Source organism: Malonomonas rubra DSM 5091, from assembly GCF_900142125.1.
GTDB lineage: Bacteria > Desulfobacterota > Desulfuromonadia > Desulfuromonadales > Geopsychrobacteraceae > Malonomonas > Malonomonas rubra.
In genome coordinates this window covers 104,760-120,937 of the sequence record NZ_FQZT01000002.1, presented here as the reverse complement: position 1 = coordinate 120,937, position 16,178 = coordinate 104,760, and the positions used below count along the sequence as shown (strand labels likewise).

13 protein-coding genes are annotated in these 16,178 nt (G+C 52.6%); 7 read left to right on the top strand and 6 right to left on the bottom strand.

All coding sequences use genetic code 11. From position 1 onward, the window contains the following. Positions 1-7 precede the first annotated feature (7 nt). Positions 8-730 (bottom strand): substrate-binding domain-containing protein, encoded by a 723-nt coding sequence (locus BUB13_RS03425; RefSeq protein ID WP_161947617.1) that lies wholly within the window; start codon positions 728-730, stop codon positions 8-10. A gap of 225 nt (positions 731-955) precedes the next feature. On the opposite strand from BUB13_RS03425, the gene BUB13_RS03420 reads away from it, so the two are divergent. Both BUB13_RS03420 and BUB13_RS03415 read left to right on the top strand, forming a co-directional pair. Further along, complete coding sequence (locus tag BUB13_RS03420; RefSeq protein WP_072905605.1) at positions 956-2,200, top strand: metallophosphoesterase family protein; 1,245 nt, start codon at positions 956-958, stop codon at positions 2,198-2,200. Continuing rightward, positions 2,157-4,646, top strand: a complete 2,490-nt coding sequence (locus BUB13_RS03415; RefSeq protein ID WP_244151828.1) for an AAA family ATPase — start codon at positions 2,157-2,159, stop codon at positions 4,644-4,646. The genes BUB13_RS03420 and BUB13_RS03415 overlap by 44 nt, the downstream gene beginning before the upstream one ends. 31 nt (positions 4,647-4,677) lie before the next feature. Here the strand turns inward: BUB13_RS03415 and BUB13_RS03410 are convergent, their stop codons facing one another. The 3 genes from BUB13_RS03410 to BUB13_RS03400 all read right to left on the bottom strand — a co-directional run bounded on the left by BUB13_RS03410 (position 4,678) and on the right by BUB13_RS03400 (position 7,700). Further along, the gene (locus tag BUB13_RS03410) at positions 4,678-5,853 is read right to left on the bottom strand and encodes a cache domain-containing protein (protein WP_072905601.1); all 1,176 of its coding nucleotides are present in this window, start codon (positions 5,851-5,853) and stop codon (positions 4,678-4,680) included. 179 nt (positions 5,854-6,032) lie between these two features. Then, positions 6,033-6,467, bottom strand: a complete 435-nt coding sequence (locus BUB13_RS03405; protein ID WP_072905599.1) for a type 2 periplasmic-binding domain-containing protein — start codon at positions 6,465-6,467, stop codon at positions 6,033-6,035. 15 nt (positions 6,468-6,482) lie between these two features. Further along, entirely contained in the window at positions 6,483-7,700 is a 1,218-nt protein-coding gene (locus BUB13_RS03400) for a hypothetical protein (RefSeq protein ID WP_072905597.1), read from the bottom strand. Between the two features lie 208 nt (positions 7,701-7,908). Here BUB13_RS03400 and BUB13_RS03395 point away from each other — a divergent pair, with 208 nt between their 5' ends. The 5 genes from BUB13_RS03395 to BUB13_RS18495 all read left to right on the top strand — a co-directional run bounded on the left by BUB13_RS03395 (position 7,909) and on the right by BUB13_RS18495 (position 15,170). Then, the gene (locus tag BUB13_RS03395; protein ID WP_072905595.1) at positions 7,909-10,575 is read left to right on the top strand and encodes a PD-(D/E)XK nuclease family protein; all 2,667 of its coding nucleotides are present in this window, start codon (positions 7,909-7,911) and stop codon (positions 10,573-10,575) included. After that, a complete protein-coding gene (locus BUB13_RS03390) occupies positions 10,572-13,934 on the top strand; it encodes a UvrD-helicase domain-containing protein (RefSeq protein ID WP_072905593.1) in 3,363 nt (1,120 codons plus the stop codon). The genes BUB13_RS03395 and BUB13_RS03390 overlap by 4 nt, the downstream gene beginning before the upstream one ends. A 92-nt stretch (positions 13,935-14,026) precedes the next feature. After that, positions 14,027-14,791 carry an ATP-binding protein gene (locus BUB13_RS03385; protein WP_072905591.1) on the top strand — a complete coding sequence of 255 codons (765 nt, stop codon included), beginning with the start codon at positions 14,027-14,029 and terminating at the stop codon, positions 14,789-14,791. Between the two features lie 46 nt (positions 14,792-14,837). Next, positions 14,838-14,972, top strand: a complete 135-nt coding sequence (locus tag BUB13_RS19335) for a hypothetical protein (RefSeq protein WP_279625957.1) — start codon at positions 14,838-14,840, stop codon at positions 14,970-14,972. A 9-nt stretch (positions 14,973-14,981) separates the two neighbouring features. Beyond that, entirely contained in the window at positions 14,982-15,170 is a 189-nt protein-coding gene (locus BUB13_RS18495) for a glutaredoxin family protein (RefSeq protein WP_084091718.1), read from the top strand. A gap of 57 nt (positions 15,171-15,227) precedes the next feature. On the opposite strand, the gene BUB13_RS03375 is transcribed toward BUB13_RS18495, so the two are convergent. Continuing rightward, on the bottom strand, positions 15,228-15,713 hold the full coding sequence (locus BUB13_RS03375; RefSeq protein ID WP_084091716.1) for a putative ATP-dependent zinc protease: 486 nt from the start codon (positions 15,711-15,713) through the stop codon (positions 15,228-15,230). Between the two features lie 238 nt (positions 15,714-15,951). After that, on the bottom strand, positions 15,952-16,137 hold the full coding sequence (locus BUB13_RS19475) for an FmdB family zinc ribbon protein (RefSeq protein ID WP_072905587.1): 186 nt from the start codon (positions 16,135-16,137) through the stop codon (positions 15,952-15,954). Positions 16,138-16,178 lie beyond the last annotated feature (41 nt).

Here is a 16,178-nt window from a genome sequence, read left to right as displayed (position 1 = left end):
AACGTTCTCAGTCCAGGAAGCCGAATTTCTGGAAAATCTGTTGACCGGTCTCGGAAGAGATCAGTCGCAGGAATTTACCCGCCAGTTTTGGGTTCTGGCTGTAGCGCAAAGTGCCAATCACTAATGGGCGCCGGTGCAGCGGCTCCTCAGGGTGCGGTAATATTTCCATTTTCCCTTTGTTTTCGGGAAAATAGCCGACCGCTTTCCAGTTCATCACCAGATCGGCGTCATGACTCCTCATTGCCCTGTTCAAGCCTTTTGAGTCGGTGGTCAAATAGAGAGCATTGTCGATCACCTGTTGGTAGATGCCGAAATTGTCCAGTATCCGTTTGGTCTCGCGGCCGATGGCTCCAGATGTTTCGCTACCGATGACGACATTGAACCTGGCGTCGGTGAGATTATGCAGGTCGGGAGTGATCTGTTTCGGGTTGCCTGGTTGAACAAAGAGAGCTGCCTGGTTGTAGCCAACCAGTGCTGTTTCCTCGATCATCTCTTGCTCAGCCAGTTCATCGATGTACAATTTGTTGCCCGGGAAAAAAAGATCGCCGATCTTGTTGATCTGCACCGATCTCATGATATGCCCTGAGCCGCCGTAGGTGATTTTCACCACGCAATTTTCCTGCTGCTCGAAAAGTTTACTGACTTCGAGCAAAGGTTTGATCATGGTCATGCCACTGTAAATCAGAATTTCTTTGCGGTCAGATCCGGGTGGGGCCGGGTACTCTTGCATGTCGCAAGCAACGAGAAGAAAAAAACAAAGTATGATCAAGAGGATTTGTTTAAGCATAAAATACCATTTATTAAATTTTGCAAATATTGTACTTGAGTTTGCTTGTTTAAACAAGTGGGTTTTGCGGTTTGTTCCAGGAAAGCAGAGTCAGTTTGTACTTTGCCGAGTCAAGACAAGTTGTTATTGTTCCTCATCTCGAAGCAATAAACTCTAAAGAGAGAATTGATGCGATTTATCCACTGTTCAGATATTCATCTCGGTAAAACCTATCGCAGCGTTTTTGCAGAAAAGCAACGTTACGAAGATTTCTTTCAGATGTTGTCCGGTATCGTTGCCGACGCCGTCGATAAGCAGGTTGATTTCATGCTGATCGGCGGTGACTTGTTCCACGTCGGCCAGATTCTGCCAAAAACGTTCGCCCGGACCATCGAGACACTGCAGCCACTCAAGGACGCCGGGATTCCCTGCATCGCCATCGAAGGAAATCATGACTGGGTGCATCGGCGCGACAATGTCTCCTGGATGGAAGCCCTTTCACAGCTCGGTTACATTTGCCTGCTAAGGCCGCAGCGTACGGAAGAGGGGGGCTATCATTTTGCTCCTTTTGATGTTGAAGAAGGCTGTGGTGGCCATTTACAGATCGGTGACCTGAATATCTATGGTGTTGGCTACATCGGCGCCCAGGCCGGAAATCATGTCGAGCGGATCTGTAAGGCCGTCGAGACCCAGAACAACCTGCTGCTGTTTCACGTTGGCGTCTGGACTTATTCGCCGGTCGAAATCGGTAACATGAAGCCGGAAGAGGCCCACCCGCTGGCTGAGACTTTTTCTTATGTCGCGCTGGGTCACGGCCACAAACCTTATGTTGTCGAAACACCTGCAGGCAACGGGTATGCCTACAATCCCGGTTCGCCGGAGCGGGTCAATTTCGGTGAGCAGAAGTATGATAAAGGCTACTACCTGGTGGAGGTTGAAGACGGCGGCTTTACCCCTGCATTTATTCCCACCGACCCCCGGCCGATGCATGTTGAAAAGGTCGATCTGGACGGAACAACGAACGCAGCAGAGGCTTTGCAACGGGTGGTTGAACAGGTCACTGCGCTGTTGGCCGACAACGAAGATTCCCGTCAACCGCTATTGGAGTTGAAACTGACCGGGCGGGTGAAATTTCATCCTTTCGAGCTGGGACGTGAACGATTACAGGCCGCGTTGGCGGACTTCGCGAATCCGTTGCACCTGGAAGTGAAAAATCAACTCAGCCTACACACGAAATCGGCTTCTGCTGATGATGAAAAGAAAAGTTTGAGCGAGATCGAAGAGGATGTTTTGCACGAGCTGATTTCTGCCGACAGCCACTACCAGGGGCAGGAGGACGAACTCTGCAAACTGGCACTGCGACTGCGCGATGCCGTTCAGCAGGGTGTCAATGACGGCGATGAATTGCTCGCACTGCTGGAAGGGGATCGGTGATATGCAGATCCTTTCTGTTGAGCTGAAAAATATCAAATCGCACCGTGATACCAAGCTGGAGTTCTCTCCCGGCATCAACGTGCTGGTCGGTGCTAACGGCATCGGTAAAAGCACTATTTTCGAAGCGATCGGTTACGCCCTGTTCGGGGTCGATGCCCAGAGCTTCGTCGGTAATGTTGACCGCTTTGTCTCTATCGGGGCGAAACGGGGCGAGATCAAACTCGTTTTTCGCCCAGCGGATGGGAATGACTATCGTGTCTGTCGAACCGTGGGTGGCGCCGGGAAATGGCTGCTGGAAAAACAGGTCGGCGGTGACTTTGAGGTCGAAGAGCACAAGGATGGTAAAGAGACCGAATCCCGTCTGAAAAAACTGCTTAACCTTGATAACGGTCGTTCACTGGCGGAGCAGTTTGAGCTGGTAATCGGCCCCTTTCAGCACGATTTCCTCGGTCCTTTTGTCATCAAGCAGGCAACCAAGCGCCGCGACAAGTTCGATGAAATTCTCGGTATTGACGCCTGGCGCAAAACCTTCAACGAAACCAAACACCTGGGCAAAGCAATTGAAGGAAAACTGCGCGAATTGCAGGCGGCGTTGCAGCCACTTACGCAGCAGCTGGACGTTCTGCCACAGAAACAGGCGGAACTGGTTGCAGTAACAGATCAACAGAAGCAGGTGGAAGGCGTGGTCATACAGCAGGAGCAGGAGCTGGCCCGGCTGCAGCAGGATCTCCAGCGATACGAGAGTCAGCAGCACCGGTTGCAGCAGCTGCGGACAGATATCGCCACACTGCAGCAACGTCTGCAAAATGGTGTGGAGAAGATTGCCTTGCAAAAGCAGCGGGTCGATGACGCCCAGCAGGCAGAGCAGATCGTTCGGGCGAACGAAGGCGGGAAGCACGAGTTTGAAAAGGCTGAGGCTCGTTTGCAGTCGTTGCGACAGCAGCAGCAACAACAGCGACAACTGGAGCTTGACATTGCCGAACGGGAAAAGCAGCAGGCTGCTGCTGAGAGTCGTTATCGAGCTGAACAGCAGACGATCGAGGAAACTGAAAAAGAGCTGCAGCAACAGGATCTACAGCTGGCTGAGGAGAAACAGAAGCTGGGAGTCGATCCAGTAATTGCCAAGTTAGCAGGCGAGCTGCCACAGCAGCGCCGGTTGCTTGATGATCTGCGCCGCCAGCTTGGTCAACTTGATGGTCGGCGGGCCGGACTTTCTGAAGGGCAGGAAAAATTGGCTGACGGCATTTGTCCATTTTTTCAGGAGGAATGCAAAAATCTCGGAGATGTGCCAACCACAGATCTTTTCGCGGGCAAGCTTGCCGATCTTGATCAACATACTGCAACGCTACAGGAAGAGTTGAGCAGGGCCACGGCAAAAGAGGCACAGATGGTTGCTGCTGAGCAGCAGCAGAAAACCGAACAGATCAAGTTGCAGGGGATTGAACAGCAGTTGCGGCAACTGGGCGCTAGACGGAAGGCAAATCAGCAGCGGCGAAACCAGTTGGAAGTTTCCCGCCAGCAGCAGAAGGAGCAGGAGCAGCAGCTATCGGAAAAACACAGGCAACTCTCAGCATTCACAAGCCTGCAGGAGGATATTGCTGCCGCAGAAGAACAGAAGCAGTTGAATCAGCAGGCGCGCGATCTTTTTCTTGCCAACCAGCAGGCTGCTGTGGAAATGGAGGCCCGGCAGCAGGAGTTGCGGAAGTATCAGTCTCTGCTCACGCAGTTGCAGGGTGAACAGCAGGAACTGCAGCACCAGTTACAGCAACTGCAGCAGGAGTATCAACCGGAGCAACACCAGCAGTTAAAGCAGCAGAACGATAACCTGCGTGAAACTCTTGGCACGGGGCGGCAGAAGCTGAAAGAATTGGCAGCGGCAATCATCCGTTTGCAGGGAGAACTGGAAAAGTTGCAGCAGGTGCAGGTCGAGATTGCGTCAAAACAGGCCCAGGTGGCTCAATATCAGGAAAAGGAACAGCTGCTCAAATTTCTGCGGAACAAGGTTTTTCGTAACGTTTCAGCACAGCTGTCGGAACGCTTTCGCAGCGAGATCAGTCAACGTGCGGAACGGATTTATCGGACGATTTCCGAGCAGGAAGAGGAGCTGTGCTGGGGGGAGAACTATCAGATCGTGCTGCGGGATATGGTTGATGGCGACCTTCGCGAGCGGGTCGATGATCAGCTTTCCGGTGGTCAAACCATGAGTGCCGTTGTCGCCCTGCGTCTCGCTTTGTTACAGACCATTGGTGCGCGGGTGGCGTTTTTCGATGAGCCGACTTCCAACCTGGATGCAGAGCGACGGGAAAATCTGGCTCACGCGTTTCGCGCTATTGATGTCGGCCGTGAAGAAGTGACCGAGCACTGGTACGATCAGCTGTTTTTGATCAGTCACGATGTAGCATTCACCGAAGTGACCGATCAGATTGTTGATCTGGCGACAGATTGATTTTGTCTGTTCTTTGCTGCGGCGTCAGGTGTTACGATTTCTCGACGTCAGGATACTTTTCCTCCATGCAGGCTTCACAGATACCATGAGAAAAACGGATTTCAGACATGTTTTCAATGTAATGGTCAATCCGGTTCCAGTAGCCTTCATCATTTCTTACGCTTTTGCAATACATACAAATCGGAATGATTTGTTGTAGCTCTGCAATGTCTTTTTCGAGCTCTTTCTGATACTCAAGGGCCTGGACTTCAAGAGGTTTGAGCAAAAATGCGAGAACCACTGCGGAGACGAGTAAAAGGGCCAGAATTGCGCCGGAAACTTTGATGAGAGTTGATCTGACCTTGTCGAGAATCCCTTTGGATTGATTGATGATCAGGACCAGGTAGCTGCTGTCCGGGAGTTGGCTGTAGGTTGTAATCGGTTTTTCAATCCCGAAAAGAGTTGCTTCTGTCTCGGCCAGCATTGTTTCTCCGGATCCGACATCGACTAGAAGCCTGTCTATTTCACGACTTGTGGTTTTTTTGACTTCCGAGTTGTTTCGCAGGTTGAGCCAGGCACGATCGTTGTCTGAGGAGTATCCCAGCAGGAAGAGTGATTCTGCTTTATCTTGGCTATGCTGCATCGCGATATGCTTCAAGCCATCACTGCTGAACAGGACTTCGTCTTTGCCAACCACAAGGTCTTGGCGATTTCGGATTGGGGCGACAACCAGAAAGTGGGGACTGTCGTTGACAAATATCGGTCCGGTGACAGTTGTTCTGCCTTCCCGCCAGGCTGAATTTTTGTAGAGAACACAATCGAAAGCAACGCCGACTGAGACGACACGAGTTCCCGTCTGGTCAAAACGACAAATGGTTTTGACATCAGGAGATGTTTTCAAGGCATCTTCAAGTTTTGGTCGGGTGAAGTCTTGATAGGCCTGCAGTGAAATTTTTCCGGCATTATACTTTTCCAGCTCTTGTCTTATCCGGGAGCGGCTGGTGATTTGCTCAGCTATGCTTTTAATTTCGCGGAAGTGCTGAGAAACCTGTGCCGTCTGCAGTTGGTGCGAAAACTTGAGACTTTGATATTCCTGCTCAAAAAGCGCTTTTGAAAGTGGAAACATGGCTGCCGCTGCAACCAGGATGGAGACGACGAAGACGCCAAGCATGCTGAAGTAAAAGAGCTTCTGCTGTAAGCCAAGCTTCTGATTCTGATTATTCTTCATTGTTCGAATACTTTTGGGGGAGGCCCTGTAATAGTAAGTCACGTTTTCTGGGAGGGAATCTAGATTAACTGAAAAGGTGTACTTCTGTCAAAAGCATTGAATGTTTGTGTTCATATTATCGTGTTAGAATTTCAAGATGAAAAAAACGGAGCCGGTTCGATACTCAGCTCCGTTTCTTGCTAGTTGGTTTCTTTGGTAATTCGGACCCACTTGACGCTGTCATCGAAACTGTCGGCAGCGATGTAGCCAATGGCCCGTGGGTCGGATGCGACCGCTTCTTTTATCTTCGCGTCATCCTCCAGTTTTTGTGGCGGAAGGCCTGTTCCGGAATAGAGCTCGCGGCGCCAGTACATTTTGAATTGTCGGGTCGATTTTTTCAGTACGTCTTTGATGAACTTTTCATGCAGCTCATTTTCCGGCTGCAGGAAAACTTCGATCCGGTGGCCATCCTCCCAGAAGTTGCGTTTGCCGAGGAAGATTTTTTTCACCATTTCGCTATCCAGCGTATGGACCGGATTTTCTTTGTTGACCACCAGTATGTAATCGGCAGCCAAACTCTCCTGCGCAAGCGTCAGGCTCAAAAAGAGCAGCAGGAGGTATCTTGTTTTAAACATCGATTCCCCCTCTGCCTAGAAGTTGTAGGATGTCTTCAGCACGTAGTAGTCCCAGTAACGATCTGGGACTGATGGGCTGTTGTAAATCGACAACCCCAGCCCGGCGCCGTCAATGTTGTGGTATTCGGCGCGGACCATCCAGCGATCGGTGATGTCCCAGCGGATCGCGGTACCGAAATCTTTACGCCAGCCGAAATAGTCGGGTAGGCCACTGGCTTCCAGTCGATCACCGTCACGATCATCTTTGTCGGCGTAAACGACATCGTAAAGCACAGAGACCGCGACAGATTCGTGCAGGTGATAGCAGAGCTGAACATATCCACCCTGAGAGCGACCGTCATAAACATCGATCGAAGCGACTTTGCGGTCACCGGTAAACTCAGTGTATTCACTGGCGAAGGTCCAGTTTGGACCAGTGTATTCGAGGGAGAAAACTACAAAATCTTTGCTGTTGCCGCTTGCTTTTCCATCAAAACCACCGGCAGTGAAATCGAATTCCGATTTTCCCGTGAAGTAGGAGAACCCAAGACGTAAGCCATCAACCGGCAGATTGTAGATCAGCGAACCGCCTGTCACATATTCGTTTTCAGAGTCGAAACTGGTAACCGGCCCCCAGCCTTGCTGCATACTGGTTTTTTTGATCAGGCTTTCCATGCCCACCGCCTGGCCGGAGTCATCCCGGAAATCGACTTTTCCGTAGTAAGCCTGATAGTCTAAATCACCTGCGTGGCCGAGCGAAATGTTGCCGTAGATGCTGCCACCCCAGGCGCCGACATGCATGGTTCGTTTATTTTCCGTATAGACGCTTTGCGGCAGAAATGCCATCGGGCGCAGAAAGTCAGAGTCGCGGTGCTGATTGTAAAGGCCGACAGGCAGTTTGACTTTACCGAGGCGCACACCGAATGAATCGGTCAGCCGGTAGTCGGCCATCGCCCAGTCAATGAGGATATCGTTATCCCCCTCTTTGCCGAGATCACGCGAGAGCAGCTGAAGGCTTAAACGCAGTTTTTCCATCGGCGTTGAGTTCAGGGTCAGGGCGAACTCGTTGAGCTGGAAAGATCCGTCCTTCGATTCACCGAAAATATTATTGTCAGAGCTATGAATATAGCCTTGCGAAAGGAAGCCGTTGATGCTCAAGTAATCACCAAGATCGTATGCGAAGCTTGGTAATGGCACCAGCAGCAGGCAAAGGCAGAAGAATATTTCAGTGACGTTGAATATGGATTTCCGCATGAATGCTCCGAGTATGTGGATCTTATTCCCCTTATTTTTATAGGGATACTAGTTAGTGATAATTAAGCTGTCAAGCGTAAAGCTTGGTAATTGGTGATATCATCAGGCGACAGTGACAGGTAAGATTCTTCTACAGCAATGACTTATTTTGACATGCTTTCCCTGTAGCTTTTTGTCACTTAAATAAATCTATCGACAGGAGGACTTTTTGTCCGATTTTTACCATTCAATAATCGGTGCAGCGGAAAAAGGGGCGTTGGTTCTGACCGCGAACAAGCGCCTGGCTCGCCACTTGATGGCAGCCTTCGACCAACAGATGCAGGGGAATGGGTTGCAGGTCTGGCCGACACCGCAGATCATCAGCTTTGAAGGCTGGCTGCATCGCTGCCTGGCAGAGCTTGGTCAGGGCTGGCGACTGCTCGAGGGTTTTCGTGCCCGGCGTTTGTGGGAGCGCTTGATTGAAGCTGATTCTGTTGGGAGTGAACGGGAGTTGCTACAGGTTTCCGCAACTGCACGAGAGGCATTGAAAGCGCATCAGCTGTCGGTTGCTTATGACGCTGAACCGGTGTTCTCCCAGTTGACCGAAGATCAGCAGGTTTTCAGTCGCTGGCAGCAGAAATACCAGGATGAATGTCGCCGGCACAACTGGCTCGACCGGGCCGAGTTGCCGGCTGTGGTTTTTCAGGCAATGGTAAATGGCCAGCTTCCGCTGCCGCAGAGCTTATTGCTCGTTGGTTTCGATCAGCAGGCCCCAGAACTGGATGCTTTGACGTGCCTGGTCAAAGAGCAAGGCGGGAAGGTGGTACAACCGCAGCAGGCGATGAAAGAAGGTGCCGTCATTGGCCGTTACGCTGCAATCGATCCACAGCATGAAGTGCTGGCGGCCGCGCGCTGGGCGCGCAAGTTGCTGGAACAGGGCGCGACCTCCATCGGTGTCGTGGTTCCCGACCTGCAGAAGCGGCGTAAAGAGGTTGAGCGGGTTTTTCGCAGTCAGATCGATCCGGCAGCCGTGCTCGGGCTGCAGGAGCAGGAATCGAGGTTCAGCCTGTCGCTTGGCTCGCCACTGGCCGAACAGGGGCCTGTGCATGCCGCGTTGCAGATATTGGCGGTCGGTTATCGCCTGACCATCGAGCAGGTGAGCTTTCTGCTGCGAACACCATATCTCGGTGGTAGCCGCAGCGAGGCGGATAAACGCGCACTGTTCGATACTCGTCTTCGCTCTTTTCGCCAGCAGCAGATCGGGCTGAAAAATCTTGCTGATCTTGCTGCAAAAGATGAACGAGCTGAAAAAGCCGCAGCCATTTTCAGTAAACTGCAGCAGGATGTGGAAAATTCAGAACGCTTGCTACCGGGTGAATGGGCAGGCTATTTTGCCCAGCAGTTGCAGTCTGTCGGGTGGCCCGGTGAACGCTCTTTGTCGAGCAGCGAGTACCAGATGGTCAGCGTCTGGCAGGAGAAACTGCTGCCGGAGTTTGCCGCCCTCGACCCGGTTTCACAACCACTCGACCGGATGCAGGCTCTTGCTCTGTTGCGGCGGCTGGCCGGTGAAATCGAATTCCAGCTGGAAGCGCCAACCGGACCGGTGCAGGTGGTCGGCCTGCTCGAATCGGCTGGACTGGAATTCGATCATCTCTGGTTGATGAGCCTCAGCGAAGAAATTTTTCCTGCGGCCGCTCGTCCCAATCCTTTTTTGCCGGTTGGCGTGCAGGTCGAAAAGGGGATGCCGCATGCCAGTGCCGAGCGGGAACTTCAGTTCGCCCGCAATGTTCTGCAACGGCTGCAGGGGGCCAGCCGGGATATGGTTATCAGCTACCCGTTGCGTGGCGGCGATTGCGATTTACGCCCCAGCCCGCTGATTCTCGATTTTCCGCTACGTCAGCCAGAGCTTGCCGAGCGGCAGGACCTTCTCAGCCGGCAACAGCAGGAAAAGCTGCAACTGCAACAAATTTTTGATCGGCAAGGGCCGCCGCTGGCAGGTGGCACCGGCAGCGGGGGGACCGCAATCCTGCGTGATCAGGCGCTCTGTCCCTTCCGTGCTTTTGCCCATTTCCGTTTGCAGGCTTCCGGTTTTGATTCGCCTCAACCAGGGATTGATCCGATCACGCGGGGCAACCTGGTGCATAAAGCCCTGGAGCTGTTCTGGCGGGAAATCGGTAGTCAGCAGGCGTTGCTGGAGATGAATGAGCAACGCTGCGATCAGTCGCTGCAGCAGCAGATCGATGCTGCGCTGGCAGAGTATTTCGCCAGGCAGGCGGCCCCACCAGCAGCTCTTCTGGACATCGAAAAAAGCCGACTGCTCGGTTTGCTCAAGGAGTGGATTGCTGCGGTGGAGTTCAAACGCTTGCCATTCACGGTGACCGAAATGGAGCAGGAGCACTTTGAACAGATTGGACCCCTGCAGATCAAAACCATCGTCGACCGGGTCGATCAGTTGGTTGACGGGCGAAAAGTGATCATCGATTACAAAACTGGTTGGGTGAAAAGCGATAGTTTGCTGGCGGAGCGACTGCTGGAGCCGCAACTGCCGATTTATGCCACGGCTGATCGGCAATCCCGAGCCGATGCGGTTGCTTTTGCCCAGGTACGGCGTGGAGACTGTAAGCTGGTTGGTGTCGCTGGCGAGGGTGACATGCTGCCGAAAGTTTCCGGGGTTGCTGACAGCAAACAGGCGCAGCAGCTGGAAATTGAGGATTGGTCGCAGCTGCTTGTTCACTGGCGTACCCAACTGGAACAGCTGGCGACCGATTATGTCGCCGGTGAAGCAACGGTTAGTCCGGTTGATGTTGAAACCGCCTGTGCCTTTTGCGATCTGCGTGGTCTTTGCCGCATCGGAGAAGCGGACCTGATAGATAGCAGCGAGGAGGGGGCATCATGAGCGCAGTTATGCCGATTGCCGATGCCGAACAGCGTCGGGCTGCCATCGATCCGGACAGATCGTTTATCGTTCAGGCACCGGCCGGTTCAGGCAAAACCGAGCTGCTGATCCAGCGGTTTCTTGCTCTGCTCGGCAGCGTCGAGCGACCGCAGCAGATCCTCGCCATCACCTTTACCCGCAAGGCTGCAGCGGAGATGCGTATCCGCCTGCTCGATGCCTTGGTTTCTGCACAGCAGGACAGCCCCGAGGAAGCTCACAAAAAAAAGACCTGGCAGCTGGCCAGAGATGCGATGGAGCAGGATCGCAAGCAGGGCTGGGAATTGTTGCAGAACCCGTCGTTGTTGTCGATTCAGACGATCGACAGCTTCAATGCCGGGCTGGTCAACAAAATGCCCTGGCTCAGTCGTTTCGGCGGTGTGCCAGAGCTGGCCGAAGATGCTGATACGCTTTACCAGCAGGCAGCAGAAAACCTGCTGCAACGTTTTATGCGTGGTCAGCAGGGCAGTGATCAGATCGGGCGTTTGCTGACGCATCTGGATAACCGCATGGATCGTCTACAGCAAATGTTGGTCGACATGTTGAGCAAGCGGGACCAGTGGCTGCGTCATCTGCTCGGTGTCCGGGGCGAGGAGTCACGCCAGCCGTTGGAATCGGCGCTGGAGAATCTGGTTGCGGATAAACTGCAGCAGTTGTCGGCTGCCTGCCCAGCAGAATGCAAAGAGGAGATTCTTTTCTGCGGGCGCTATGCGGCGGCGCAATTATGGGATAAAGGCGAGCGGCCAATACTGACACTGACCGATCTCGACTGGATGCCGCAGGCTGTTGTCGAGCACCTGCCGATCTGGCAGGGAGTGGCCGATCTGCTGCTTACTTCAGGGGGGGATCTGCGTAAGCCGCGTGGGATCAATAAAAATTGTGGGTTCCCCACCGGTGACGGGCACAAAGACGCCAAAATACGGATGCAGTCGTTGCTGGACGAATTGGAAAGTTCACCGGCCTTTATTTCTTTGCTGTCAGCCTGCCGTGAACTACCGCGCGCTGAATACATCGCCGAGCAATGGCAGATCCTGCAGGCATTGATTGAGTTGCTGCCGTTGCTGGTGGCTGAACTCTGGCTGGTGTTCCGGGCCGAGGGGCAGGCCGACTTTGCCGAAATTGCCCTGAAGGCGAAAGAGGCTTTGGCGAGCGCCACCGATCCGAGCGACCTGTTGCTGAAACTGGACAGTCAGCTGGAGCATATTCTGGTTGATGAATTTCAGGACACCTCCTGGCTGCAATATCAGTTGCTGGAAACTTTAACCTCTGGCTGGCAGCAAGGGGATGGCCGCACCTTGTTCCTGGTCGGCGATCCGATGCAGTCGATTTACCGCTTCCGTGAAGCCGAAGTCGGCCTGTTTCTGAAAACCTTTGCCGGGCGGCTGGGCGACGATGGCACTCAGTTGGAGCCGCTGCGGCTCAGCTGTAATTTCCGTTCGCAGCAGGGTATCGTCGATTGGGTGAATTGCAGTTTCGCCGGTGTGTTTCCAGCCAAAGTCGATGTCGCCAGCGGGGCGGTTCCCCTGGCAGAAGCAGATGCCGTGTTGCCTCCGTTGCCAGGCGGCGCCTGCGAACTTCATGCGTTCAATGGCCGCGACGATCTGGCCGAAGCGGAACAGGTACTGCAACTTGTCCGGCAGGCCCAGCAGGATGATCCGCAACAGACCGTCGCGATTCTGGTGCGCAGCCGCACCCATCTGCCGCAGATTTTGCAACTATTGCGACAACAGCAGATTCCGTTTCAGGCCCAGGATATCGACCTGCTGGGGGAACAGCCGGTCGCCCTTGATATCATTTCACTGACCCGTGCTTTACTGCACCGTGGCGATCGGCTCGCCTGGCTTTCAGTGCTGCGTGCGCCCTGGGCGGCCTTGAGCTTGCATGATCTGCATGCCTTGGTGGCGGATGCGCCTTACGCGACACTGCCGAGCTTGCTGCAGGATGAACAACGGTTGGCGTCGCTTTCGGATGAAGGGCGACAACACCTGGCTCGCATCTGGCCGATTCTGCAGACTGCTATCGATAAACGTGGTCGTTTCGGTTTACGCCAATTGGTCGAGGGCTGCTGGCTGGCGCTGGGTGGCGCCGCTTGCTATTCGGCTGAAGCTCTGGACAATGCGGCGCTGGTTTTCGACCTGCTGGAACGTTTGGAGGAGGGTTCTGATCTGCCCGCGCTTGATCTGCTGGAGAAAGGGCTGTCGCAACTTTTTTCCGCTGCTGACAGCACAGCGGATGGGCGCCTGCAGGTGATGACCATCCACAAAGCGAAGGGATTGGAGTTCGACCAGGTGATCCTGCCCGGTCTTGGACGCAGACCGCGCGGAGCTGATAGCCCTCTGCTGCGCTGGCTGGAACATCCTGAGCACGGCTTGCTGCTGGCGCCGATCGCTCCCCGCGATGGCAGTGAGCAGGATCCGATCTATCGCTTGATCGGCAAGTTGGAGCAGGAAAAGCAGCAACTTGAAACCGGCCGCCTGCTATACGTTGCTGCTACCCGCGCCCGGCAACGATTGCATCTGTTCGGCCATGCGAAAGAAAACAGCCGTGGAGAGTTGAAGCCGGAGAAGGATTCATTACTGGAAACTCTCTGGCCGGTACTTGGTGAGCAGTTCGGCGTCTGCGCTGTGGTTTCTCCGGAAGCGGAACCACAAATGATGCAGCTGGCCTTAAAGCGCTTACCTCTTTACTGGCAACATCCGGAATTGCAGGCAGCCCCCTTGCCGCAGACGATAGATGTCGGTCGGGCTTCAGATCTCGAAGAGTTCGACAATGAAGACGTGCCGTTCAGCGGTTGGGAAAGTCAGGTTCAGCGCCACATCGGCACAATTGTTCATAATCAGCTTGAGCAGTTGGTGAAGCAGGGGGCTGAGTCTTGGCGGCCTGATGCCGCAGACCAACGATCTGAAGCTTTTTCGCGTCAATTGGCCGTGATGGGGGTCCCTGTTGCGGAACATGATTCGGCAATTGCTACGATCATGTCAGCAGTTGAAAATACTCTGCAGGGCCAGAAGGGCCGCTGGTTGTTACAGCCCCACACTGAATCAGCGTGTGAACTGCCCCTGACCGGGGTGGTCGATGGAGCCCTGCTGCATTGTGTCATCGATCGTACTTTTATCGATGAGCACGGGGTGCGCTGGGTTATTGACTACAAGGTGAGTGCACCGAAAAAGACAGAAACCCATGAGCGTTTTTATGCAGAAAAAAGGGAGCAGTACCGAGGTCAGCTGCTAAGTTATCAGCTTCTACTGCAGCAACTGGAACCGGGGCGGAAGGTCCGCAGCGCACTCTATTTTCCCTTATTTGATGGCTGGTGTGAGCTTTAGCTGAAGACTATCCAGAAAGCTGAGCTTTTTGCTATACTTCACGTGGTGGAGCATTCCCTGCTGCAGCTGCCATAGAAAGTGAATATTTTTACATGCAACTTGATTGGACAACCACCTATGCTGCTATCTGGCGGCAGCGTAAAGAATATCTTCGCCCGGTCAAAAACTGTGATCCTGTCAGTTTGCAGGATTTGCTTGGTATTGAAGAGCAACAGCAGAAACTGCAGGAAAATACAGAACGTTTTCTCAATGGTGAAGCGGCCAACAACGCGTTGCTTTGGGGTGCGCGAGGGACAGGAAAATCATCGCTGGTCAAAGCGATTTTTAACGCTTACGTCGACCAGGGACTGCGCTTGATCGAAGTCGATAAAGACGACCTGATTTATTTGCCGGAGATTGTCGATGAGATTCGCGACCTACCGCAAAAGTTCATTATCTTCTGCGATGACCTTTCCTTTAGTGAGGAAGAAAGAAACTATAAACACTTAAAAAGTGTGCTGGAGGGGTCGGTCGAGGTGTCACCGAGTAATGTTTTGCTTTATGCGACCTCCAATCGACGCCATTTGTTGCCGGAGATGGCGAAAGAAAACCTTGGGACAAAAGTTGTGGATGGGGAACTTCACTACACCGATGCGGTCGAAGAGAAGATCTCCCTGTCGGATCGGTTTGGACTCTGGCTCTCATTTTATCCCGGCACAATGGATCAGTATCTGGCAATCGTCGATAGCCTGTTTTCCGATTATTCCGGTGATCGAAAAAAACTGCATGAAGCAGCGAAACTTTTTGCCCTAGCGCGGGCGACCCATAGCGGACGGACCGCTCGTCAATTTTTTCAATCCTATTCTACAGACCGGTAGCCTGCCTATCGGTTAATTGTCAGCTCATATCGATCTGGAGTCGAAAGTGAATCGAGAATTAAAGAAAATCCTGGGCTTGATGTTGGTCGCCGTTTTGCTCCTGACTCTTGCCCCGCTGGAGACCATGGCAGCTGAGAACGAGAAAAAAGATGTTGCCGAACTCTATGTGACCAGTTGGTGACCCTACTGTATCCAGGCCAAAAGTTTTTTGGCCAGTCGGGGGGTTGAGGTAACGGTCTACGATATTGAAGAAGATGCCGCTGCGGCGAAACGTAAGCAGCAGCTGGATACTGGGCGTGGTGTTCCTTTTGCGGTAATCAACGGCCAGAAAATTAGCGGTTGGTCGCAGAAGCTGTACGAAATGGCGTTGGAGGAATGAAAAAAAGCCGGTTTCACAATTGTGAAACCGGCTTTTTCTTTTTTATCAAAGTTCGAATCAGGTCGCGCCCAGCGCGGCACGCTCGGAAAAATTACCGAGGATTTGACCCGTGAGGTAGCTCTTTTGCGGATTGATCCGCACCAGGCTTTTGATGGTTTTGGGAGCGAGGTGCAGACGGAAGAGGGAGTCCTCGCTTTTTACCAGGGTCAATTCGATATTTTTCTTCATCGAGCCGATCCGCATCTCGGTCTCTATAACGTAGCACCACTCGCGGTCACCATCCGGGGTGTTGACCAGGCGCCTGGTCTTGACCGGCATGACAGAGTAAACTTCAACCTCGTCTGAATTTTGAATCGGATGAACGCCGAAACTGATCATCAGGTCTTCGCCTTCCTTAAACGTTGAAAAGTCGAAAACGTTGAGGATTGATTGACGAGCTTCGTTGACTATCTCGGCCTCAATTGCCGGGATTTTCAGCGCGGGAAAAGAAACCCATTCGCACCATCCGATGTCTATCAGCAGAGAGTTCTTATTCTTCTTCATAGGCAGCCATCTCCAAAATGATGTGAGATATTTAATGTTGTAAATTCTATCGGTTGCCTTAGTTAAAGTAAATTATTCTAATATTAGAATCGCTCTCCACTTTCTTCCCTGTATTATCAAGCAGTTTTTCATTTTAATATATTTCATGAGTGAGTAAGCGTATGAATATATGGCACATTTTAAACTTGAGGTTTTAATCGTTCAGTCTTCAGGCAGGCACGCTGCCTGTGCATCAGGCTCAGGAAAATCCTGAACTCGGCATGCAGCCACCAGCTGAAGCAGAATCGGTTTGTCCGGAAAAAATGGAAACAGTTTTTTTCGCAGGGGAGTGACACTCAGGGCATTCAATCTCGGTGACAGTTGAACTGCAAATTTTCTCGGTGATCTTTTCACATTTTGTACAACGATATTCAAAGATTGGCATGGTTTTCTCCTTTTGCGATTCAATATATGCAAAAATATCTA

Bases quoted from the DNA above. Each gene is read 5' to 3' on its own strand.
- BUB13_RS03390 (WP_072905593.1), top strand. From the start codon at position 10,572: ATGAGCGCAGTTATGCCGATTGCCGATGCCGAACAGCGTCGGGCTGCC.
- BUB13_RS03405 (WP_072905599.1), bottom strand. From the start codon at position 6,467: ATGTTTAAAACAAGATACCTCCTGCTGCTCTTTTTGAGCCTGACGCTT.
- BUB13_RS03425 (WP_161947617.1), bottom strand. From the start codon at position 730: ATGCAAGAGTACCCGGCCCCACCCGGATCTGACCGCAAAGAAATTCTG.
- BUB13_RS03410 (WP_072905601.1), bottom strand. From the start codon at position 5,853: ATGAAGAATAATCAGAATCAGAAGCTTGGCTTACAGCAGAAGCTCTTT.
- BUB13_RS03385 (WP_072905591.1), top strand. From the start codon at position 14,027: ATGCAACTTGATTGGACAACCACCTATGCTGCTATCTGGCGGCAGCGT.
- BUB13_RS03375 (WP_084091716.1), bottom strand. From the start codon at position 15,713: ATGAAGAAGAATAAGAACTCTCTGCTGATAGACATCGGATGGTGCGAA.
- BUB13_RS03400 (WP_072905597.1), bottom strand. From the start codon at position 7,700: ATGCGGAAATCCATATTCAACGTCACTGAAATATTCTTCTGCCTTTGC.
- BUB13_RS19475 (WP_072905587.1), bottom strand. From the start codon at position 16,137: ATGCCAATCTTTGAATATCGTTGTACAAAATGTGAAAAGATCACCGAG.
- BUB13_RS03415 (WP_244151828.1), top strand. From the start codon at position 2,157: ATGACGGCGATGAATTGCTCGCACTGCTGGAAGGGGATCGGTGATATG.
- BUB13_RS03420 (WP_072905605.1), top strand. From the start codon at position 956: ATGCGATTTATCCACTGTTCAGATATTCATCTCGGTAAAACCTATCGC.